This is a genomic window from Massilia orientalis (assembly GCF_030411975.2).
GTDB classification, from domain to species: Bacteria; Pseudomonadota; Gammaproteobacteria; order Burkholderiales; family Burkholderiaceae_D; genus Telluria; species Telluria orientalis.
Genome location: NZ_JASNRB020000009.1, coordinates 40,610 through 62,977, shown reverse-complemented (window position 1 = coordinate 62,977; position 22,368 = coordinate 40,610). Strand labels below are relative to the sequence as shown.

At 67.0% G+C, this 22,368-nt stretch carries 18 protein-coding genes; all 18 read right to left on the bottom strand.

Features of this window, described 5'->3' with window-relative positions; genetic code table 11:
- Positions 1-64: 64 nt before the first annotated feature.
- Positions 65-4,615 (bottom strand): DUF4347 domain-containing protein, encoded by a 4,551-nt coding sequence (locus tag QPK29_RS15815; RefSeq protein WP_371768027.1) that lies wholly within the window; start codon positions 4,613-4,615, stop codon positions 65-67.
- Positions 4,616-4,679: 64 nt separating this feature from the next.
- Entirely contained in the window at positions 4,680-5,924 is a 1,245-nt protein-coding gene (locus QPK29_RS15810) for a glycosyltransferase (RefSeq protein WP_371768026.1), read from the bottom strand.
- A 69-nt stretch (positions 5,925-5,993) separates the two neighbouring features.
- Positions 5,994-6,803: a helix-turn-helix domain-containing protein gene (locus QPK29_RS15805; protein ID WP_400189778.1), complete on the bottom strand. Its 810-nt coding sequence runs from the start codon at positions 6,801-6,803 to the stop codon at positions 5,994-5,996.
- A gap of 5 nt (positions 6,804-6,808) precedes the next feature.
- On the bottom strand, positions 6,809-7,261 hold the full coding sequence (locus tag QPK29_RS15800) for an FKBP-type peptidyl-prolyl cis-trans isomerase (protein WP_371768024.1): 453 nt from the start codon (positions 7,259-7,261) through the stop codon (positions 6,809-6,811).
- A 15-nt stretch (positions 7,262-7,276) separates the two neighbouring features.
- A complete protein-coding gene (locus QPK29_RS15795; protein ID WP_371768023.1) occupies positions 7,277-7,873 on the bottom strand; it encodes a MarC family protein in 597 nt (198 codons plus the stop codon).
- 252 nt (positions 7,874-8,125) lie between these two features.
- On the bottom strand, positions 8,126-8,668 hold the full coding sequence (locus QPK29_RS15790) for a phosphoribosyltransferase (RefSeq protein WP_371768022.1): 543 nt from the start codon (positions 8,666-8,668) through the stop codon (positions 8,126-8,128).
- A gap of 77 nt (positions 8,669-8,745) precedes the next feature.
- Positions 8,746-10,059 (bottom strand): adenylosuccinate synthase, encoded by a 1,314-nt coding sequence (locus QPK29_RS15785; protein ID WP_371768021.1) that lies wholly within the window; start codon positions 10,057-10,059, stop codon positions 8,746-8,748.
- Positions 10,059-11,213, bottom strand: coding sequence for an ATP phosphoribosyltransferase regulatory subunit (locus QPK29_RS15780; RefSeq protein ID WP_371768020.1), 1,155 nt, complete (start codon positions 11,211-11,213; stop codon positions 10,059-10,061). The genes QPK29_RS15785 and QPK29_RS15780 overlap by 1 nt, the downstream gene beginning before the upstream one ends.
- Positions 11,214-11,375: 162 nt before the next feature.
- The gene (hflC, locus tag QPK29_RS15775) at positions 11,376-12,254 is read right to left on the bottom strand and encodes a protease modulator HflC (protein WP_056132272.1); all 879 of its coding nucleotides are present in this window, start codon (positions 12,252-12,254) and stop codon (positions 11,376-11,378) included.
- On the bottom strand, positions 12,254-13,642 hold the full coding sequence (hflK, locus tag QPK29_RS15770) for an FtsH protease activity modulator HflK (RefSeq protein ID WP_371768019.1): 1,389 nt from the start codon (positions 13,640-13,642) through the stop codon (positions 12,254-12,256). Before hflK ends, hflC begins: the two co-directional genes overlap by 1 nt.
- Positions 13,643-13,645: 3 nt before the next feature.
- Positions 13,646-14,809 carry a GTPase HflX gene (hflX, locus tag QPK29_RS15765; protein WP_082577657.1) on the bottom strand — a complete coding sequence of 388 codons (1,164 nt, stop codon included), beginning with the start codon at positions 14,807-14,809 and terminating at the stop codon, positions 13,646-13,648.
- A gap of 29 nt (positions 14,810-14,838) precedes the next feature.
- Positions 14,839-15,075 carry an RNA chaperone Hfq gene (gene hfq / locus QPK29_RS15760; RefSeq protein WP_036168820.1) on the bottom strand — a complete coding sequence of 79 codons (237 nt, stop codon included), beginning with the start codon at positions 15,073-15,075 and terminating at the stop codon, positions 14,839-14,841.
- Between the two features lie 213 nt (positions 15,076-15,288).
- Positions 15,289-16,626, bottom strand: a complete 1,338-nt coding sequence (gene der, locus QPK29_RS15755; protein ID WP_371768018.1) for a ribosome biogenesis GTPase Der — start codon at positions 16,624-16,626, stop codon at positions 15,289-15,291.
- Positions 16,627-16,632: 6 nt separating this feature from the next.
- Positions 16,633-17,778, bottom strand: a complete 1,146-nt coding sequence (bamB, locus tag QPK29_RS15750) for an outer membrane protein assembly factor BamB (RefSeq protein WP_056132263.1) — start codon at positions 17,776-17,778, stop codon at positions 16,633-16,635.
- A gap of 145 nt (positions 17,779-17,923) precedes the next feature.
- Positions 17,924-18,577, bottom strand: coding sequence for a YfgM family protein (locus QPK29_RS15745; RefSeq protein ID WP_371768017.1), 654 nt, complete (start codon positions 18,575-18,577; stop codon positions 17,924-17,926).
- Positions 18,578-18,607: 30 nt separating this feature from the next.
- Entirely contained in the window at positions 18,608-19,954 is a 1,347-nt protein-coding gene (gene hisS, locus QPK29_RS15740) for a histidine--tRNA ligase (RefSeq protein ID WP_160409983.1), read from the bottom strand.
- Positions 19,955-20,048: 94 nt separating this feature from the next.
- The gene (gene ispG / locus QPK29_RS15735) at positions 20,049-21,329 is read right to left on the bottom strand and encodes a flavodoxin-dependent (E)-4-hydroxy-3-methylbut-2-enyl-diphosphate synthase (RefSeq protein WP_371768016.1); all 1,281 of its coding nucleotides are present in this window, start codon (positions 21,327-21,329) and stop codon (positions 20,049-20,051) included.
- Between the two features lie 15 nt (positions 21,330-21,344).
- Positions 21,345-22,367: a helix-turn-helix domain-containing protein gene (locus tag QPK29_RS15730; RefSeq protein WP_371768015.1), complete on the bottom strand. Its 1,023-nt coding sequence runs from the start codon at positions 22,365-22,367 to the stop codon at positions 21,345-21,347.
- Between the last annotated feature and the right edge of the window lies 1 nt (position 22,368).

Genomic DNA, 22,368 nt, shown 5'->3' with positions numbered 1-22,368 from the left:
GGTCATCGGGCAACGATGGTCCAGTATATACCCAGGAAGTCCGCAGGAACCGGCCTGCTCTGCCTCAGATCACCATGAAGTCGGTGCTGGTCAGCGCCAGGTTGACGCCGACGATGGCGAACTTGACGGCCGCGCCCACGCCCGAACCGTCCGCGTCGTAGTACAGGGCGCCGGTGGCCTTGTCGTACTGGATGTAGTCGTCCGCATCGAGGGCCGCCGAACCGATCACCTTGAAATTGCCGGCACCGAGCGTCCCCGTGGCCGCCAGCTTCGTGAAGATCGCGTTTTCCAGCCGGAGCTTGTCCTCTCCTTTCGAGAAGTCCTCGATCCGGACGACGTTGGCCGTGGCGCTCAGCGCCGTCGTGAAGACGAACACATCGCTGCCCGCGCCGCCGAACAGCACGTCGTTGCCGCCCATGCCATTGAGGACGTCGCTGCCCTCGCCGCCATGGATGACGTTGACGCCGGCGTTGCCGGACAAGGTGTCGTTGTAGTCGGACCCGATCAGGTTTTCGATGTTGACCACCGTGTCCGCGCCGGAAATCCCCGCCGCGGTCGTCTTCACGCCGGCCGCGCCCAATGCCAGCGTCACGCCGGTCGTGCCGGACGTGGTGGCCGTTTCGAACGACAGCGTGTCGATGCCGGCGCCGCCGTCGATCGCGTTCACGCCCGAACCGGCGATGATCAGGTTGCCCAGCGCATTGCCGGTGCCGTTGATGGCTCCGCCCAGCAGGGTCAGGTTCTCGATGTTGAGACCCAGCACATGGCTGGCCGACGCCACGACCTCGTCGATCCCGCCCGCCGCGGACGCATTGGTCTCGATCACGATGTCGCCGGCATTGTCGACGTAGTACGTGTCGCTGCCGTCGCCGCCGCTCAACGTGTCGATGCCGCTGCCGCCGTCCAGGGTGTCGTCGCCGGCATCGCCATTGAGCCGGTCGGCACCGCCGCCGCCCGCGAGCACGTCGTCGCCGGCGCCGCCCATCAGGGCATTGTCGGCGCCATTGCCGGTCAGCTTGTCGGCGAAGCGCGAACCCGACACGTCCTCGATGCTGACGAGCGTATCCGTGTTGCCCCAGTTGTCGGTGGCGACGCCGGTGGCCAGGTTGACTTTCACGCCCACGCCCGTGATCGGGAGTGCGCCGTAGTCGTTGGTGTACGAGACGAGGTCGCGGCCGTCGCCGCCGTCGATCGTGTCGTTGCCGGTCCCGCCCGAGAACGCGTCGACGCCGCTGCCGCCCTGCAGGACGTCGCTGCCGTTGCCGCCGTCGAGCCAGTCGTTGCCGTCGCCGCCCGCCAGCGTGTCGTTGCCGTCCTGGCCGAACAGGTCGTTGTCGCCCGCGCTACCCGTGATGAAGTCGCCATAGCGCGAACCGACGACGGCTTCGATGCCGACGAGCTTGTCGATATTGCCCCAGTTGTCGGTCGCGACACCGGTCGCCAGGTTGACGACGACGCCCTTCCCGGTCGGCGCGATGCTGCCGTAGTCGTTGTCGTAGATGACGTTGTCGCGGCCATCGCCGCCGTCGATCGTGTCGTTGCCCGCGCCGCCGGACAACTGGTCCGTACCGATGCCGCCCAGCAGGCTGTCGTTGCCGCCGCCGGCGTCGAGCCAGTCGTTGCCGGCGCCGCCGGCGAGCGTATCGTTGCCGTCGTCGCCGTAGAAGTTGTTGTCGTTGGCGTCGCCGGTCAGGACGTCGCCGTAGCGCGAACCGGACACGTCCTCGATGCCGACGAGCTTGTCCGTGTTGCCCCAGTTGTCGGTCGCGGTGCCCAGCGTCAGGTCGACGATGACGCCCTTGCCCGTCGGCGCGATGGGGCCGTAGTCGTTGAAATAGGTGACGCGGTCGCGGTCGGCGCCGCCGTCGATCGTGTCGTTGCCGGCGCCGCCGGACAGCTGGTCCATGCCCGCACCGCCGAGCAGGCTGTCGCTGCCCGCGCCCGCGTCGAGCCAGTCGTTGCCGGCATCGCCGGACAGCGTGTCGTTGCCGTCGTCGCCGTTCAGGCTGTTGTCGGCCGCATTGCCGGTCAGCGTGTCGGCATAGCGCGAGCCGGTCACGTCCTCGATGCTGACGAGCTTGTCGGTGTTGCCCCAGTTGTCGGTCGCGACGCCCGTGACCAGGTTGACCGTGACGCCCTTGCCGGTGGGCGCCGGGCCGCGGTAGTCGTCCGAGTAATTGGCGCGGTCGCGGCCGTCGCCGCCGTCCAGTGTGTCGTTGCCGCTGGTCCCGGTCAGCATGTCCGACCCGCCGGCACCCGCGATGCTGTCGTTGCCTTCTTCGCCCCACAGGTAGTTATCCTGCGCATCGCCCGTGATGACGTCGGCGAAGCGGGAGCCGGTCACCTCTTCGATGCCGACGAGCTTGTCCGTATTGCCCCAGTTGTCGATGGCCGTGCCCGTTGCGAGATTGACCGTCACGCCCTTGCCGGTAAGCCCGGTGACCGGGTACTCGTAGTTGTAGTTGACGCGGTCGCGGTCGGCGCCGCCGTCCAGCGTGTCGTTGCCGGCGCCGCCCGTCAGCTGGTCGAAGCCGGCGCCGCCCAGGATGCTGTCGGCACCGCTGCCGCCGTCGAGCCAGTCGTTGCCGGCATCGCCGGAGATCGTGTCGTTGCCGTCGTCGCCGGACAGGCTGTTGTCGGCCGCATTGCCGATCAGCGTGTCGGCATAGCGCGAGCCGGACGCGTCCTCGATGCTGACGAGCTTGTCCGTGTTGCCCCAGTTGTCGGTCGCGGTACCGGTCGCCAGGTTGACCACGACGCCCTTGCCGGTCGGCGCGATGGTGCCGTAGTCGTTGAAATAGGTGACGCGGTCGCGGTCGGCGCCGCCGTCGATCGTATCGTTGCCGGCGCCGCCGGACAGCTGGTCCATGCCCAGGCCGCCCAGCAGGCTGTCGGCACCGTTGCCGCCGTCGAGCCAGTCGCTGCCGGCATCGCCGGACAACGTGTCGTTGCCGTCGTCACCGTTCAGGCTGTTGTCGGCTGCATTGCCGACCAGCGTGTCGGCATAGCGCGAGCCGGACACGTCCTCGATGCTGACGAGCTTGTCCGTGTTGCCCCAGTTGTCGGTTGCGGTACCGGTCGCCAGGTTGACCGTCACACCCTTGCCCGTGAGCCCGGTGCCGGGATACTCGTTGTTGTAGTTGACGCGGTCGCGGTCGGCGCCGCCGTCGAGCGTATCGTTGCCGGCGCCGCCCGTCAGCTGGTCGAACCCGGCGCCGCCCACCACGCTGTCGGCACCGTTGCCGGCGTCGAGCCAGTCGTTGCCGGCGTCGCCGGACAGCGTGTCGTTGCCGTCCTCGCCGCGCAGGTTGTTGTCGGCCGCGTTGCCCGTGATGGTGTCGCCGAAGCGCGAGCCGGACACGTCTTCGATGTTGAGGAGCGTATCCGTGTGGCCCCAGTTGTCGGTCGCGATGCCGGTGGCCAGGTTGACCTTGACGCCCAGGCCCGTGACCACCACGTTCACGGTGCCGTCATGGGTGTCGTCCATGTAGTTGGCCGTGTCGCGGCCGGCGCCGCCGTCGAGGGTATCGTTGCCGCTGCCGCCGATGAACGTATCGCTGCCGTTGCCGCCCGTGATCCTGTCGTTGCCGCCGCGGGCGAACACGTAGCCGCCCTGGTCCGACAACTGGATGATGTCCGCGCCCGCGCCCGTGTGGATGTTGCGGATGCCGGTCAACGTGTCGCTGCCGACGTCCGCGCCGGTGGCGACGCCCGTCCGCAGGTTGATGGTGACGCTGGTGGTGATGCCCTCGTACATGACGACGTCGTCGCCGCCACCGCCGTTGACGGTGTCGTTGCCCTTGCCCGGGCGGAACCAGTTCTGGCCGGCCGAGCCGATCAGCGTATCGGCGAATGCGGAGCCGGTGACGTGCTCGATGCCGATCAGCGTGTCCGTGTTGCCCCAGTTGTCCCTGGCGGTGCCCGCTGCCAGGTCGACCGACACGCCGGCCGTGCCGGCCGAATAGTCGACCGTGTCGCCGTACGCGCCGTCGGCGCCGCCATCCATCGTGTCGTTGCCGGCGCTGCCGACGAGGACGTCGTCACCGGCGCCGCCCGACATCGAATCCGCGCCCGCGGTGCCGACCAGGCGGTCGTTATTGACGGTGCCGCCGACGAGCGCCAGCGTGCCGGCAAAGGCCGGCGCCGCCAGCGGCCGGGCCATGATCGTGCCCACGTGCGCTTCCAGGTGCCAGTCGCCGCCGAGCGCGGCCGCGCCGGTCAGGCCGGTCGACGCCGCCACGTCGCTGCCCGTGTAGTCGGACAGCTGCTCCAGGAAGGCGGCGCCGGCGGCGCCCTGGCCGACTTCGCAGCCGTACAGCAGGATGTCCCCCGCCGCGGCCAGGCTGCGGCCGATCGTCGCGAGCGCGCCGGCGTAATGCGCGAGCACGCCGGCGGTCACGACCGTGCTGCCCAGCACGATCCGGCCGGCGCTGCCGTGCGAGACGATGTGGATGGCGGCCAGGTCGCGCTCGGCCGCCAGCGCGGCGGCGACCTGGAGCAGCCCATCCTGTCCGTCATCCAGCACGACGACGCGTGCATGGCCTGCGGAGGCGGCGATGTCTTCCCAGCCGGCGATGGCGGGATCGATGAAAACGACTGCACGGGAATGGCTCATGGACTCTCTCGGTTTTTATAATTGATCTGGAAATTATAGCCATTAGGATTTCCAATCTACAACTTTATTTATCATTTGTGCAAATGTTATCCTCCAGTAGCAGATCGACGGCCGTCCGCACGCCGTCCTCTTCCCGCATCGCCTGCCCCACGCGCCGCGCATCCTCCCGCATGGCCGGCTGCGACGCCGCGGCCACGGCCTGCACGAGGCGCGCGCTGTCGAGGCCGGCCGCCGGACAGGCCACGGCGATCCCGCGCAGCGTCATGCGCCGCGCCCAGAAGAACTGGTCGCCGGCAAACGGCACGACGACGGACGGCACGCCCGCGCGCGCCGCCGCGTGACTCGTGCCCGCGCCGCCGTGATGCACGACGAGCGCCGTGCGCGGGAACAGCCAGTCGTGCGGCGTGTCGTCCAGCACGTACACGTCGGACGGCAGGCGAGATGGATCGATGCCGCTCCAGCCCGGATGGAACAGCACGCGCCGCCCGCTGGCCACGGCCGCGATCGCATCGACCAGCGTGCCCTGGGCAATGCCCGCCATGCTGCCGAAGCCGATGTAGACGGGCGCAGGCCCGGCCTCCAGGAAGTCCAGCAAGGCCCGCGGCGGTGTATGGCCCTGCCCGGCCGGCAACTGCCAGGCGCCCGTGACCGCGACGTTCGGCGGCCAGTCGGCCGGGCGCGCCAGCAACGTGGGCGAGCAGCCGACGAGCAGCGGCATGTCGCGCCAGGGTTGCTTGCGCGGCGGGGCGCCGAACACCCGCGCGCGGGCACGGTTCAGTTCCGGGCCGAACATCGACCACGCCATCCGTTCGAACGCGCGGTGGGCCAGCATATTGGCCCAGCCCGGCAGGCGGTGCATGTTGAGGAATGGCGGCGCGAATTCGCGCGTGGGCGTCATCGGCCACATCGCGGCGCCGATGCACGGGATGCCGAGCCCCTCCGCCACCGCGAGGCCGACGAAGCCGGCCAGACCCGAATACACGAGCAGGTCGCTGCCGCGCGCGGCCGCGCACGCCGCTTCCATCCACGGCAGCGTGTTGTCGCGCGCGAGCGTCGCGCAGGCGCGCATCAGGCGGGACATGCTGGCGCCATCCTTCAGCAGCGCGCCGAACGCGCCGCCCGGCTGGAACGCACCGCGCATGTCGCCGGCCAGCGCCGTGAAGGGAATGCCGAGGGCCTGCGCGCGCGGGGCGCCCGCCACGTCGGCCAGCACGTGCGCCTCGTGGCCCCGGTCGGCGACTTCGCGCGCCAGCGCCAGCAGCGGCCGGGTATCGCCCTCGGTGCCGTAGGTGAGAAAGGTGATCTTCATGGTCGTGCCTCGTTCGGAAAGGCACGATTGTCGCCAGCGGACGTCAGCCCGGCTTGTATAAACCCGACATCACAGCCGATAGGGCCAGTATTCGGGATCGGTCTCGATGTGCGCTTCCAGCCGCGACGGCGGCAGGAAGGCGAGCTCGCGCAGTTCGCGCGCCATGTGGGCCTGGTCGGCATAGCCCAGTTCCGCGGCCAGGTCCGCGAGCGAACGAGCGGGCGCATGCGGGTCGCGCAACGCGTACACGGCCGCGTTCATGCGCTGCAGGCGGCGCGCCTGCGCGGGGCTCAGGCCCACGCGGGCGCGGTATTGCCGCTGCGTCTGGCGCGCGCCGACACCCAGCTCGGGCGCGCTGGCGGCGATGCTGCGCAGGCTCGCGCCGAGCTCCGCATCCCAGCGTCCGCGCACGGCGCGCCAGCGTTCACCCAGCCGCGCTTCGATCCACGCCGCTTGTGCGGCGTCGTCGGCGCACGCGCGCAGTGCCTGCGGCCAGTCCGCCCAGGTGTCGTCGAGCAGGCCGTCGGCGGGGTCGTTGCGGTCCTGGAGCGCCGCCGGGGCGAGCCCCGTCAGCAACGCGAAGGCATCCGGATACAGCACGATGCCCACCGTGCGCAGCGGCGCGAGCGTGAGCGACGCGATCGGCCGCGTGCGCGGCCCGGACACGATCAGGTCGGACATGGCGCGCAGTTCGCCGTCGTCACCGGGCAGCGCGGCGGCGCCCTCCGTGAAGAAATTCAGGCTGCAGTACACCATCGCCGGGAACCGGTTCAGCTGCGGCTGCGCCGGCGGCCACGGCTCGTCCACGGTCGAATAGAAACCGATGCCGTGCAGGGCCTCGGCCAGCTCGCCCTGCGGGTGGTGCATCCAGGCCTTCACGGCGTTTATTGCACGTCGAGCAGCTCGACGTCGAAGATCAGGTTGGCGTTCGGCGGGATCGGGCCCGCGCCGTCCGCGCCATAGCCCAGCGCGGCGGGAATGACGAGCGTGCGCTTGCCGCCCACCTTCATGCCGTCGACGCCCTGGTCCCAGCCCGGGATCACCATGCCGCTGCCGAGGCGGAACGTAAACGGCTTGCGGCCGATGGAGCTGTCGAACTTCTCGCCGTGGTGGTCGGGCGCGTCCGGCAGGTACAGCCAGCCCGTGTAGTTGACGGTGACGTGGGAGCCGGCCCTCGCTTCGGCGCCCGTGCCGGCGGTCGTGTCGATCTTCTGGAAGCTGATGGTGGAGGTGTCGGCCTTCACCGGGGCGGCCGGAGCCTCTTCCCGGCGCTTGCAGGCGGCGAGGGACAGCGCGAGTGCGAGGCCGAGGAAGCCGGCGCGGATCATCGGGGTCATGTTGAATCCTTGAGGTTATAAAGTCTTGACGAAGGCGCGCACGCCGCCCAGCAGCATCTCGATCGACATCGCGGTCAGGATGAGCCCCATCAGGCGCTCGAACGCGGTCATGACCTGGGTGCCCAGCACCTTCTGCAGGCGCTCGGCGCCGAGGAAGACGGCGAGCCAGATGGCGGCGACGGCCGCCAGCGCGGCCACGTGCACCATCACCTCCTCCACTGACTGCGACGTGAACAGCAGCACGGTGGCCAGCGCGGACGGCCCGGCCAGCGCGGGGATCGCGAGCGGCACGATGAACGGCTCGCCGCCTTCGCTGCGGCCGAGCACGCCGTCCGGGTGCGGGAAGATCATGCGGATCGCGATGATCAGCAGGATGACGCTGCCGCCGATGCGCAGCGAGATGTCGGTCAGTTGCAGCGCCGCGAGGAAGTGGCGGCCGAAGAACATGAACAGCAGCAGCAGGAGAAAGGCGATGGCGCACTCGCGCACGACGATGCGCGGGCGGCGGGCCGGGGCCACGTCCTTCAGCGCCGTCACGAACAGGGGGACGTTGCCGAAGGGGTCGGTGACCAGCAGCAGCAGGATGAAGGTCTGGAAGAAGCTCTGGGTCATGGGGCGTTGTTATTGTTATGGCAGGTGTGATCTTAACCGATCTGCACGCACTCCCGTCGTTCCCGCGAAGGCGGGAACCCATGCTGAATTACCGAAGTCATATTGCCGGCATCCCGGCTTCGATTGGATCAGCATGGAGGGAATAGTGCCAGGGGCACTATTCCCGCGTGCGCGGGAATGACGTTGTTTGAGTCCGTGGCAAAAAAAAAGCGGCGCCATTGGCACCGCCCTCTTCTTGCATCCGCTCGCGGATCAGTTCTGTTCGAACTTCTTCAGCCACGACGACAGCTGGTGCGGACGCAGCCCGTCGTAATCCTCGAACGGCTGGTGGATCCACGGATTGTGCGGCAGGTCGACCAGGTGGTAATCCGGCTTGATCGACGACGTGCCCTTGACCCAGATGACGGCCGAACGCACTTCCGTGACGTCCTGGTAGTTCGCCTGCAGGTGCTCGCGCACGCGCATCAGGGTGACGCCCGAATCGGCCAGGTCGTCGACCAGCAGGATGCGGCCGGCCAGCGGGCCCTTGGTCATCGTCATGTACTTGGCGATGTCCAGGTCGCCCTGCTTCGTGCCCGCTTCTTCGCGGTACGAGCTGGTCGACAGGATCGCCAGCGGCACGTCGAAGATGCGCGAGATCGCGTCGCCCGGGCGCACGCCGCCGCGCGCGAGGCACAGCACCATGTCGAACTTCCAGTTCGATTCGTACACCTTGAGCGCCAGGCGCTCGATCAGGCGGTTGTATTCATCCCAGGAGACCCACAGGTCCTTGTCGGTCGATGGAGGCGTCGTCATGTTCAGATTTTCCTAGTTTCTGCTTGTGGCTGACGTCCCTGCCCCGCGGGTGGCGCGGCAGGGACCGGGCTTCGATATCAGGCTGCGAACGGGTGGCGCAGCACGATGGTTTCTTCGCGGTCCGGACCGGTCGACACCATGTCCACCGGGACGCCGACCAGTTCTTCGATGCGCTTGATGTAGGCGCGCGCGTTGGCCGGCAGCTCGTCCATCGACTTGGCGCCGACGGTGGTGCCCGTCCAGCCCGGCATCTCTTCGTACACCGGCACGCAGGCCGCGGCTTCTTCCGCGCCGACCGGGAAGATGTCCACGTCGCGGCCGTCGATCTTGTAGCCGGTGCACAGCTTCAGCGTGTCCAGGCCGTCCAGCACGTCCAGCTTGGTCAGGCACATGCCGGACACGCCGTTGATCTGCACGGAGCGGCGCAGCAGCGCGGCGTCGAACCAGCCGCAGCGGCGGGCACGGCCCGTCACGGTGCCGAACTCGTGGCCGATGCGCGACAGGTGTTCGCCGACGCCGGCGTCCGTCGGCAGCTCCGACGGGAACGGGCCCGAACCCACGCGGGTCGTGTAGGCCTTGGTGATGCCCATGATGTAGTGCAGCATGCCCGGACCGACGCCCGAACCGGCGGCGGCGTTGCCGGCCACGCAGTTCGACGAGGTGACGAACGGGTACGTGCCGTGGTCGACGTCCAGCAGCGAGCCTTGCGCGCCTTCGAACAGCAGGTGGCCGCCGGCGTTGTGCGTCGCGTACAGCGCGGACGACACGTCGCCGACCATCGGACGCAGGCGCGGCACGAGGGCCATCGCGTCGTCGTACACTTTCTGGAAGTCCAGCGCCTGGCCGCCCAGGAAGCCGGTCAGCACGAAGTTGTGGTATTCCAGGTTTTCGCGCAGCTTCTCGGCAAAACGGGTTTCGTTCAGCAGGTCGGCGATGCGGATCGCGCGGCGCGCGACCTTGTCTTCGTAGGCCGGGCCGATGCCCTTGCCCGTCGTGCCGATCTTGTTGACGCCGCGCTTCGCTTCGCGGGCGACGTCGATGGCGACGTGATAAGGCAGGATGACCGGGCAGGCTTCCGAGATCTTCAGGCGCGACGCGACTTCCACGCCGGCCGCTTCCAGCTTGTCGATCTCGCGCATCACGTCCGGTACGGAGACGACGACGCCGTTGCCGATGTAGCAGGCCACGCCTTCGCGCATGATGCCCGACGGGATCAGTTGCAGCGCGGTCTTCTGGCCCTTGATCACCAGCGTGTGGCCGGCGTTGTGGCCGCCCTGGAAACGCACCACGCCGGCGGCATGGTCGGTCAGCCAGTCGACGATCTTACCCTTGCCTTCATCGCCCCACTGGGTGCCGATGACAACGACGTTCTTAGCAGTATTTGACATCATTAACCTAAGTTTTTGAGAATCCAATTTCCTTGTTCGAGGACGAGCACACGGTCGCACTCGAACTCGTCCTGTACATTGTCGTGACCCGGCATCGACTGGATCACCACTTCGCCCGCTTTGCGCAGTTCAGCGATTTTTTCGCGCAGCTCGGGCGCGTTGCCCCAGGGGGCACGAATGGAGTGTTTGCGCTCGGCCGTCGGCAGCAGACGGGCCAGTTCGCGCAGGTCGAGCGAGAAGCCCGTCGCCGGACGCGCGCGGCCGAAGGCTTCGCCCACGTGGTCGTAGCGCCCGCCGCGCGCGACGGCGTTCGGCAGGCCCGGCACGTACAGCGCGAACATGGCGCCGCTTTCGTACTGGTAGCCGCGCAGGTCGGCGAGGTCGATCGCGATCTGGGCGCGGCCCAGCGCGGAGCCGGCCAGCGCGGCGAGTTCCGCCAGCGCGCGGGCGATGCCCGGCAGCGCCGGCAGCACGTCCTTGGCGCGCGCGAGCACGTCGATGTCGCCGTACAGGTTCGGCAGCGCCAGCAGCGCGGCGCGGGTTTGTTCGTGGTAGTTCGCCGTCGCATCGATCAGGCCCGGCACGTCCTTCGAGCGCAGCAACGTGTACAGCAGCTGCTCGTCGCGCTTGGCGGCGGCATCCTCGGCGAGGATCGCGCGCAGCACGCCGACGTGCGACAGGTCGAGGCGCGGCTGTTCGAAGCCGGCCAGCGCGAGCGATGCCAGCGCCAGTTCCTGGATCTCCGCATCCGCTTCGAGGCCGGCGTGGCCGTAGATCTCGGCGCCGATCTGCAGCGGCTCGCGCGTCGCGTGCAGGCCGGACGGCTGCGTGTGCAGCACGCTGCCGGCATAGCACAGGCGGGTGACGGTATCGCGGTTCAGCAGGTGGGCGTCGATGCGGGCGACCTGCGTCGTCATGTCGGCGCGCAGGCCGAGCAGGCGGCCGCTCATCGAATCGACGAGCTTGAAGGTGCGGAGATCGGTGTCCTGTCCGGCGCCTGCCAGCAGCGAATCGACGTATTCGAGCAGCGGCGGCATCACGAGTTCGTAGCCGTAGGTACGGAAGGTGTCGAGCATCAAGCGGCGCAGCTCTTCGATCTTGCGCGCTTCGGACGGCAGGACGTCGGCGATATTCTCGGGCAGGAGCCAGGTGGGCATGGGCAAAGCGGGTCGGGTTATTAAAAGTCGGGCAACATTCGGGCAGCATGAACGCGGCTTTGCACGCGTTCATTCCGCCGAATCGACGATTTTAACCGAAAACGCGGGGCGGTTGGCGATGAAACGAATGCCAACGTTGCCGATACTCCACGACCAAGGCGCTCACTTGCCTGCGCCAGGACCCTTGAAATACTTGAAGAACTCGGAGTTCGAGTCGATCACGATCACGTCGTTGCGTCCCTTGAAGGTGGCCTTGTACGCTTCCATCGAGCGGTAGAACCGGTAGAACTCCGGATTCTTGCCGAACGACTGGGCATAGATCTGCGACGCCTGCGCATCGCCTTCTCCCTTGATCGTCTCGGCGTCGCGCTGGGCGTCGGCGAGGATCACGCTGCGCTGGCGCTCGGCGTCGGCGCGGATCGTCTCCGCCTCGGCCACGCCCGTCGCGCGCAGTTCGTTCGCCACGCGCACGCGGTCGGCCTTCATGCGTTCGTACACGGCGTTGTTGACCTGGTCGATGAAGTCGATGCGCTTCAGGTGCACGTCGACGACTTCCACGCCGAGGTCTTTCGCTTCCGGGGCCAGGTCGGCGCGCACGGCATTCGCCACGTCAGTGCGCTTGCCGCCCGTCAGCACGTCGGCGAGGTTGCGCTTGCCGATCTCGGCCGTGAGCGCATTGCGCACGAGCTGGTTCAGGCGCTCGCCGCCGCGGTCGGCGTTGCTGCCGATGGCGATCACGTATTGGCGCGGATTCACGATGCGCCATTTCACGAACGCGTCGACGAGCAGGTCCTTCTTTTCCGCCGTCAGGAAGCGCTCGCCGTCGGGCGTGTCGAGCGTCTGCAGGCGTTTATCCAGGAAGACGACGTTCTGGAACGGCGGCGGCGCCTTGATGTTCAGGCCCGGTTCCTGGATGACCTCGCGCAGCTCGCCGAGTGCGTACACGACGGCGTAACGGTGCTGGTCGACGACGAACACGGACGACGACACGAGCGCCACCGCGATGGCGGCGCCGATCAGGCTGGCTAACAGGCGGCTCATCAGCGGCTCTCCCGTTCGCGGCCCGTGTCGCGGCTGCGCAGGTCGTGCGTGCGGTTCGATTCGCCGGCCGAGACTTCCGTCTGCGCCTGCGGTTGCGCCTGGGCCGGCGTCGCCGCGGGTTGCTGCGCTTGCGGCTGCGCCGGGTTCTGCTGCGGCGCCATCACCGGACCGGAATTGGCGCCGCGCGCCGCCTCGTTGGCCGTCGACTGGGCCAGCAGGCGGTCGAGCGGCAGGTAGATCGTGTTGTTGCCGGTCTTGGCGTCGATCATGACCTTGCTGGTACTGGAAAGAATTTGCTGCATCGTCTCGATATACATGCGGTCGCGCGTGACGGCCGGGGCCTTCGCATACTCGGCCACGATCTTGTCGAAGCGCGCGGCGTTGCCGGTCGCGACGCTCACCACGCTGGCGCGGTACGCTTCGGCATCCTGCAACAGGCGCGCGGCCTTGCCCTTCGCCTGCGGGATGACCTCGTCGGCGAACGCCTGCGCTTCGCTGCGCGCACGCACACGCTCTTCCTGCGCCTTGCCGGCGTCCTCGAACGCGGCGGCGACCTGGTCGGGCGGCTGCACGGACTGCATCGTCACGCCGACGATCTCCGCGCCCATCTTGTAGCGGTCGGCCAGGCGCTGGATCGCTTCGCGCGCTTCCATCGCCAGCTTGTCGCGGCCCGTGTACAGGACGGTGTCCATCTTGTTCTGGCCGACGAGTTCGCGCACCACGGTCTCGGCCGAGTCACGGATGGTCTCGACCTGGTCGCGGTTGTTGAATACCCACGCGACCGGATCCTTGATCTTGTACTGGACGGAGAACTGGACGTCGACGATGTTCTCGTCGCCCGTCAGCATCAGCGCTTCGCCCGGCTGCTTGTTGCGCACATTGGCGCGGTAGCCGATCTCGGTCGTCTGCACCTGGGCCGTGTTGACAGTCTCGTGCGACTGGAACGGCGCGGGCCAGCGCCAGTTGAAGCCGGCGCCCGTCACGTGCGACAGCCGGCCGAACGTCGTGACGATGCCGACCTGTCCCTCCTGCACGATGAACGCGCCGCTGGCGAGCCAGATCAGCAGGGCGATGGCGCCGACGACGGTGGCCGTCAGGCCGACGCCGCGCGCGTCCGGGCGGAACGGGCCGCCGTCGCCGCCGCGCTTGCCGCCGAACAGCTTGTTGAGGCGTTGGTTGAAATCGCGCCACAGCTGGTCGAGGTCAGGTGGACCGTCGCTGTCGTTCTTGTTGTTATTGTTCGGGCGGCGGCCCTCGTTCGACTTGGGGTTGTGGCCCCAGCGAGGATCATTGAGGGAAAACAGCGGCACGCCGGCCTTGCGCGCGCCGGCGTGACGACCGGTCGGCGCGAGCCGCGCGCCGATCCGTTTGATCAGAGAAACAGGCATAGACTAGTGTGGTCCGGGATGGGGAGTCGCGGGCAGCAGGTCGGCGTGCGCGAAATCGGCGACTTCGCGTTCCTGCACGTCAGCGGGCGCCACGCCGGCGCCGCGGGTGGCCGCCTCGACGATCGCGTCGCGCAGCAGATCGAGGCCGGCGCCGCTCCTGGCGCTGATGAAAACGCGGCTGATCTTACCATATTCATCACGCTCGATCCCCGGCTCGAGGCCGGCCGCATCGATCTTGTTCCAGACCAGGATCTGCGGGATGTGGTCGGCGCCGATTTCGCGCAGGACCTCGTTGACCTGCTCGATCTGCTCCATCCGCACGGGAGAAGCGCCGTCGACGACGTGCAGCAGCAGGTCGGCGTGGATGGTTTCTTCCAAGGTGGCGCGGAATGCGGCGACCAGCTGGTGCGGCAGTTCGCGCACGAAACCGACGGTATCGGACACGACCACGTTGCCGACGTCCGGACCGAGGTACAGACGGCGCGACGTCGTGTCGAGCGTTGCGAACAACTGGTTCGCGACGTACACCCCGGCCTTCGTCAGGGTGTTGAACAGGGTCGACTTGCCGGCGTTGGTATAGCCGACGAGCGACACGGAAAATGTCTGGTTGCGCCCGCGCGAACGGCGCTGGGTCTCGTGCTGCTTGCGCAGCTTGGTAAGACGGGTGCGCAGCATCTTGACGCGCTCGCCGATGAGGCGGCGGTCGGTCTCGAGCTGGGTTTCACCGGGACCGCGCAGGCCGATACCGCCCTTCTGGCGCTCCAGGTGGGTCCAGCCGCGGATCAGGCGCGTGGCCAGGTGCTGCAGCTGGGCCAGTTCGACCTGCAGCTTGCCCTCGTGGCTCTGCGCGCGCTGCGCGAAGATGTCGAGGATCAGGCTGGTACGGTCGACCACGCGTACATTGAGCCGCCGCTCCAGGTTACGCTGTTGGGCGGGCGACAGGGCGTGGTTGAAAATGACGATCTCGACCTTGTCGGCGAGAACGGCCTGCGCGATTTCGTCGGCCTTGCCGCTGCCGACGAAATACGCAGGATCGGGACTGTTGCGCTTTGCTGTGATCGTGCTGATCGGTTCGGCCCCGGCCGAGCGCGCCAGCAGGGCCAGTTCTTCCAGGCTGGCTTTGAAATCGCCAGCGTTGAAATCGATACCGACCAAGGCGGCGCGCATGGTGTTGCCGGAAACGTCAGCCATCGACCTCACTCGGCGTCTTGTTCGAGGTTGAGATTGACCGCACGGGCCGGAACGACGGTAGAGATCGCATGCTTGTACACCATCTGGGTGACGGTGTTACGCAGGAGGACGACGTACTGGTCGAAGGATTCGATGTGGCCCTGAAGCTTGATCCCGTTGACCAGGTAGATCGAGACGGGGACGTGCTCTTTGCGCAAGGCGTTGAGGAATGGGTCTTGTAACAGTTGCCCTTTGTTGCTCATGACAGCTCCGTGATGTTGTTGTCGTATAAAAATTGTGGCGGGATGCCGGATTTCAAGTGGCTGCGCCAACATTCTCAAGCTGTGAATGTTCGCCCAAGCTAACTGTAACCTGTTTTGCTCTTTTTTGTCGTACTGCTATGGTTAAAGCTGGCTTAAAAAGTGCCTTCGCACGCGTGAAAAACATTTAACACAAATGAATTTCACGCGTTACGGTTATTCCTTGGCGAACGGATTCTTGCCGCTCTTGAGTTCGATGCGCAGCGGCGTGCCGATGAGATCGAACGTATCGCGGAAATGCTTTTCCAGGTAACGCTTGTACGGTTCCGTGATGCCATCCAGCGCATTGCCGTGGATGACGATGATGGGCGGGTTCTGGCCGCCCTGGTGCGCGTAGCGCAACTTCGGACGCGTGCTGCCCTTGCGCTTCGGCTCCTGCTTCTCGATCGCTTCCTGCAGCGCGCGCGTCAGGCGCGGCGTGGACAGCTTCGCGGTCGCCGCGGCATACGCCGTGTCGATCGCCTTCATCAGGTGGTTGATGCCGCTGCCCTTCAGCGCCGAGATGAATTTCGTTTCCGCGAAGTCGAGGAAGTTCAGCTTGCGGTCGATGTCGTTCTTGACCTGGTCGCGCACGTCGGACGTCAAACCGTCCCACTTGTTGACGGCGACGACGAGCGCGCGGCCCGTCTCCAGGATGAAGCCGGCGATGTGCGCGTCCTGCTCGGAGATGTCCTGCTGCGCGTCCAGCATCAGCACGACGACGTTCGCTTCCGAGATCGACTGCAGGGTCTTCACCACCGAGAATTTTTCGATGGCCTCGAACACCTTGCCGCGGCGGCGGATGCCGGCCGTGTCGATCAGCGTGTAGTGCTTGCCGCCCTTTTCGAACGGGACCTCGATCGAATCACGCGTGGTGCCCGGCATGTCGAACGCGATCACGCGCTGCTCGCCCACGAGGGTGTTGATCAAGGTGGACTTGCCCACGTTTGGACGGCCGACGAGCGCGATCTTGACGCCGTAGTCGGCGGGATCGAACTCCTCGGCTTCCTCCGGACGCTGCTGGACGGCGACGTCGATGGCCTCGTTGACGAGGTCCAGCACGCCGTCGCCGTGGGCGGCGGAGATCACGTACGGGTCGCCCATGCCCAGCTCATAGAACTCGGCGGTGACGGACGTGTACTTCATGCCCTCGCTCTTGTTCACGACGAGCATGACCTTGCGGCCCGACTTGCGCAGGAAGTCCGTGATGGTCTTGTCGTGCGGCGTGAGACCCTGGCGGCCGTCGACGATGAACATGACGATGTCCGCCTCGGCGACGGCCTGGCGCGTCTGCAGCGCCATCTCGTGCATGATGCCTTCCTTGGCGACCGGCTCGAAACCGCCGGTATCGATGACCAGGAACGGACGTTCGCCCATGCGCCCTTCGCCATAGTGGCGGTCGCGCGTCAGGCCGGGCAAGTCCGCCACCAGCGCGTCGCGCGAGCGGGTCATGCGATTGAATAAGGTCGACTTTCCGACGTTGGGACGACCTACGAGTGCGATTACCGGCTTCATTGAATCTTATTCGACCGCGATGGCGGTCACGGTTCCATTTTGTGTTTGAAAAATCAGGTTCGAACCGACGACCAGTGGCGTGGATTCGATGGCGCTGCCGTCCGTGGCGGCGCGGGACAGGAACGAGCCGTCCTCGCGCGACAGGAAGTGCACGTAACCCTGGTAGTCGCCGACGGCGACGGCACGGCCGTACGACACCGGCGTGGACAGGCGGCGGTAGGCCAGCTTGTCGTTCTTCCACGCGCTCGTGCCGCTGTCGCGGTTGTACGCGTAGACGGCGCCCTTGTCGTCCGGGACGAACACGAAACGCTGGTCCGCGGCGACGCCGACTTCCGACGACAGGTCGCGGGTCCAGCGCGGGCTGCCCGTGGCCAGGTCGAAGCAGCCGACGCGGCCCTGGTACGACACGGCGCACACGTCGTTCTCGATGATGACCGGCGTGCCGCCCATGTCGGTGACGCGCTCCAGTTCCGTCGCGCCGCGGGCGACACCGACCTCGATCTCCCAGCGCGGCGCGCCGGTGGCGAGGATCAGCGACATCAGCTTGCCGCCCGGCTGGGCGACCAGCACGTCCTTGTCGTGGATGACCATGCCTGGCGCGAGGCGCAGCGTGAGCGCCGGTGCGGTGCGCTGCACGGTCCATTTCTTCTGGCCCGTCTTGGCGTCGTAGCCGACGATGCGGTTGTCGATGCTGCGCGCGACGACGATGCCCTGCCCCACGACCGGCGACGACAGGATCTCGGAAGACAGCTGGGCATCCCACAGCTTCTTGCCATCCATGTCGAACGCCAGCAGCATGCCCTTGGCGCCGCCCAGCACGATGACGCTGCCGTCCGTGCCGACGCCCGCGGTCAGGTCCGTGCCGGCCTTGGTGCGCCAGATCTGGCGGCCGGTGGCCGCTTCCGCGCGCACGATGGTGCCGTCGGCCCCGGCCGCGACGATGGTGTTGTCGGCGATGGCGGGCGAGAACATGTAGCTCTGCGACTTGCCGACTTCCAGCTTCCACGCCGTGCGCACGGCCATCGAACCTTTCAGGTCGACCAGCGGCGTGGGCTGGTTGCCCTTCGGTTTGGACGCGAACGGATTGAGCGAGGAGCAGCCCGCCATCAGGGCGAACATACCGACACCAACGAGCTTCCGGGTAATACGCATGTCTTATTTACCTTGTTCTTAAATACGTCGTTCCCGCGGGGGCGGGAACCCATGCTGATTTACCGAAGTCGCGACATGTGCGACGTATCGAATTCTGAAACTCAGTATGGATTCCCGCCTGCGCGGGAATGACGGAGTTGTTATTTTACGCTGCCGCTTTCTGTACCGGCGCCGAACCGCCGATGGCATCCAGCTTAACCTGCACGACCTGGCGGCCCGGATGGTTCTTCTCCATCTTGTCGAGCGCGGCCTGGTAGGCCGTGCGGGCTTCCGCCAGCTTGTTCTGCGCGACGAGGATGTCGCCCTTGCGGTCCTGCACCTCGGCCGCGAACTGCGCCGGGAACTCGCCGTTCAGCTGCGCCAGCGCCTGGTCGAACGCTTTCTCGTCCAGCAGCACGCCGGACAGGCGCAGCTTCGCGATGGCCTTGTACTCGTCGTCGCCATGGTCGACCGCCCATTGCAGCTGGGCTTTCGCCGTTTTCAGGTCGTTCGCGTCGAACGCGGCCTTGGCGGCGGCCAGCGCGGCCATCGGGGCGTAGGCGGTGGAGCCGAACTTGTTCTCGATGTCGCCCGTGATGCGCTGGACCTTCGCCGCATCCTTCGCTTCGATCGCTTCGGTCAGGCCGTCATACAGGCCGGACGCCTCCGCGGCCTGCGAGCGCTGGTGCGAGCCCCAGAAGTTGTAGGCGGCATAGCCACCCAGAGCGATGATCAGCACCCAGGTGATCAGGTTGCCAAAGCGGTCCCAGAAGGCCTTGAAATTGGCTATCTGTTCTTGTTCTTCGAGATCGTATGCCATGGACGTCAGTGTTTGTTATGGTTGGTCGGATTAGGGATGGTAGTGCACATGGTCGTGATCGTGGTCGTGGTCATGGCCACCGACGATCTGGTCGACGATGAAGTCGACGGCTTCGTCGAACGGCACGCTCGTCTGCTGCTGGCCGCCTTCGCTGTCACGCAGCGATTTCACGGCGACGACGCCGTTCTCGACCTCGTCCTCGCCGATGATCACGGCGAACGCGGCGCCGGAACCGTCGGCCTTCTTCATCTGGCTCTTGAAGCTGCCCGCGCCGGCCGGGGTGGCGCAGTGCAGGACGACGTCCAGGCCCGCGTCGCGGATGCGCTCGCCGAGGATGAATGCCTTCGTCTGCGCGTCTTCACCCTGGTGCACGAGATAGACGTCGCACTGGGCCGGCGTGGCCGGTTCGCCCTGCTCTTTCATCAGCTCGATCAGGCGCTCGATGCCCATCGCGAAGCCGATGCCCGGCGTCGGCTTGCCGCCGAAGGTCTCGATCAGCGGATCGTAGCGGCCGCCCGCGCAGACGGTGCCCTGCGCGCCCAGCATGTCGGTGACCCACTCGAACACGGTGCGGTTGTAGTAATCGAGGCCGCGCACCAGACGCGGGTTGACGGTGTACTGGACGTTGTTCGCATCGAGGATCTTCTTCAGGCCCTCGAAGTGCGCGAGCGATTCGCCGCCCAGGTAGTCCAGCAGCTTCGGCGCGTTGTTGACGAGGTCCTGCATCGCCGGGTTCTTCGTGTCCAGGATGCGCAGCGGGTTCGCGTGCAGGCGGCGCTTCGCTTCCGCGTCGAGGACGTCGATGTTCGCTTCGAAGTAGGCGATCAGGTCGGCGCGGTGGCGCTGGCGCTCTTCCGCGTTGCCGATCGAGTTCAGTTCGAGGCGGATGTTGTCGAGGCCCAGGTCATCCCACAGGCGGCGGCACAGCATGATCAGTTCCGCGTCGATGTCCGGACCGGAGAAGCCGATGGCTTCCGCGCCGAACTGGAAGAACTGGCGGTAGCGGCCGCGCTGCGGACGCTCGTGGCGGAACATCGGGCCCTTGTACCACAGGCGCTTCGGACCGTCGTACGCGAGATTGTGCTCGATGACGGCGCGCACGACGCCGGCCGTGCCTTCCGGACGCAGCGTCAGCTGGTCGCCGTTCATCGAATCGGTGAAGGAATACATCTCCTTCTCGACGATGTCGGTGACGGCGCCGATGGCGCGCGCGAACAGGCCCGTTTCCTCGACGATCGGGGTGACGATCTTCTGGTAACCGTAGCTCTTCAGCACGGATTCCGCGGTGTTCTCGAACAGCTCCCACAGCGGCGCGTCGGCCGGCAGGATGTCGTTCATGCCTTTGATGGCGACGATTTTCTCTTTTTTCTCGGACATTCTGATTCCTCGCCGTCGTTCCCGCGGAAGCGGGAACCCATACTGAGCATCTTCAGCCCGCTCAGCATGGGCCCCCGCCTGCGCGGGGGCGACGTTATATTGTTTCGGTTTGCTTACCGTAATTCTTCTGTACGTATTCGAGCACGATCGTCTTGAACTCATCCACGATCCGCTCGCCCCGCAGTGTAGCGACCTTTTGCCCATCCACAAAGACCGGAGCCGCCGGCGATTCGCCCGTCCCCGGCAGCGAGATGCCGATGTTCGCGTGCTTCGACTCGCCCGGACCGTTCACGATGCAGCCCATCACGGCCACGTTCATCGCTTCGACGCCCGGATAGGTCTTCTTCCATTCCGGCATCTGCTCGCGCAGGAAGGTCTGGATGTTGTCGGCCAGTTCCTGGAACACGGTCGACGTCGTGCGGCCGCAGCCGGGGCACGCGATGACCATCGGCGTGAATTTACGGAGGCCCATCGTCTGCAGGATTTCCTGGCCGACGACGACTTCCTTCGTGCGGTCGCCGCCCGGTTCCGGCGTCAGCGAGATGCGGATCGTGTCGCCGATGCCTTCCTGCAGCAGCACGGACAGCGCGGCCGTCGACGCGACGATACCCTTGCTGCCCATGCCCGCTTCCGTCAGGCCCAGGTGCAGCGCGTAGTCGCAGCGCTTGCCCAGTTCGCGGTAGACGGCGATCAGGTCCTGCACGCCCGACACCTTGCACGACAGGACGATCTGGTCGCGCCGCATGCCAAGCTCCTCGGCGCGCTGGGCGTTCTCGATCGCCGACGTGATCAGCGCTTCGTACATGACGGACTGCGCGCTCCACGGCTGGGCGCGGGCGGCATTCTCGTCCATGATGCGCGCGAGCAGTGCTTGGTCCAGGCTGCCCCAGTTGACGCCGATGCGCACCGGCTTGTCGTAGCGGATCGCGGTTTCGATCATCTGGGCGAACTGGGTGTCGCGCTTGGCGCCCTGCCCCACGTTGCCCGGATTGATGCGGTATTTCGACAGCGCCTGCGCGCACTCGGGATAATCGCGCAGCAGCAGGTGGCCGTTGTAGTGGAAATCGCCGACGAGAGGGACGTCGACGTCCATCCTGTCGAGCTGTTCGCGGATCGCCGGCACGGCAGCCGCCGCTTCCGGCGTGTTCACGGTGATGCGCACGATCTCGGAACCGGCACGCGCCAGTTCCTTGACCTGGATGGCGGTGCCGATCACGTCGGCCGTGTCTGTGTTCGTCATCGACTGCACGACGACCGGGGCGTCGCCGCCGACGATCACCTTGCGCGCGCCATGCTGCACGACCACGCCGCGGCTGGCGCGGCGCGGCAGCGGGCCGGAACCGATCGGGTCGTTGGCGTTGTTCGAGAAAGTCATCTGTTTATTCCGTTCTTACTGCAAATTCACACGGGACAGCGTCTTGCCGGGTACCGGCGGCAAAGCGACGGCCGTACCGCGCAGCATGGCCGTGACGCCGCCCGGATTGCCGACGGTCACACGCACGGGCTGCTCGACATTGACGGTCTCCGTGCTGCCGGCCTTGACGAGGCGCGAGAACAGCGGCGCGCCGCCCTTCGCCGGACGCACTTCGATCCACGAATCTTCGCGCACGTTCAGCACGAGCGCGTTGGCGCCGGCGGCGGCCGGGGCAGCCGGCGCGGTCGCGGCCGGAGCCGGCGTCGCGGGCGACGTGGCGCCCGGCGCGGCGGCCGGGGCCGTGGGAACAGTGGTCGGCGGCGCGCCGGTCGCGGTCGTACCCGGAACATTGACGACAGCACCCGGGGCAGCAGTCGTTGCCGGCGCCGATGCGCTCGCGCTCGGACCCGGCACGGAAATCAGCGGCACGGCCGGATTCTGCAGGACCTCGACGGAGCTGCCGTTGGCGGCCTCGGTCGAGGCACCGGTCGCGGCCGGCGTGGCCACGGTGGTACCCGTTTCGGCATGCTGGCCGCCCGGCACGAAGCCGAAATGCCACGCCGCGGCAGCGGCAGCCACGACGACCACGACGGCGCCCGCGATCATCCCCAGCGGCAGGGACGAACGCTTGCCATGGCTCGGGAATTTCGATTGGGAGAACGAGGTCGGCGTCGGACGGCGGTTCGCCGTGACGGCGCTCGTATCGGGCGCGGGCTCGGTCTCCATGGCGATCTGGGCCACCAGCGGCGCCGGATCGACCTTCACCAGCTTGGCGTAGGCCCGCACGAAACCGCGGGTCACGGCCGGACTCGGCAGGGACGCGTAATCGCCCGCCTCCAGGGCGATGACCTGGCGCACCGCCAGTTTCAACTGGTCGGCCACCTGCTCGACCGACCACCCCATCGCCTCGCGCTGCCTGGCCAGGACCTGGCCGGGAACACCGTGCACAGGCGGTTGGTTGTCGGGCGTCGCCGGCTGATCTGCACGCTCGGAACTCATT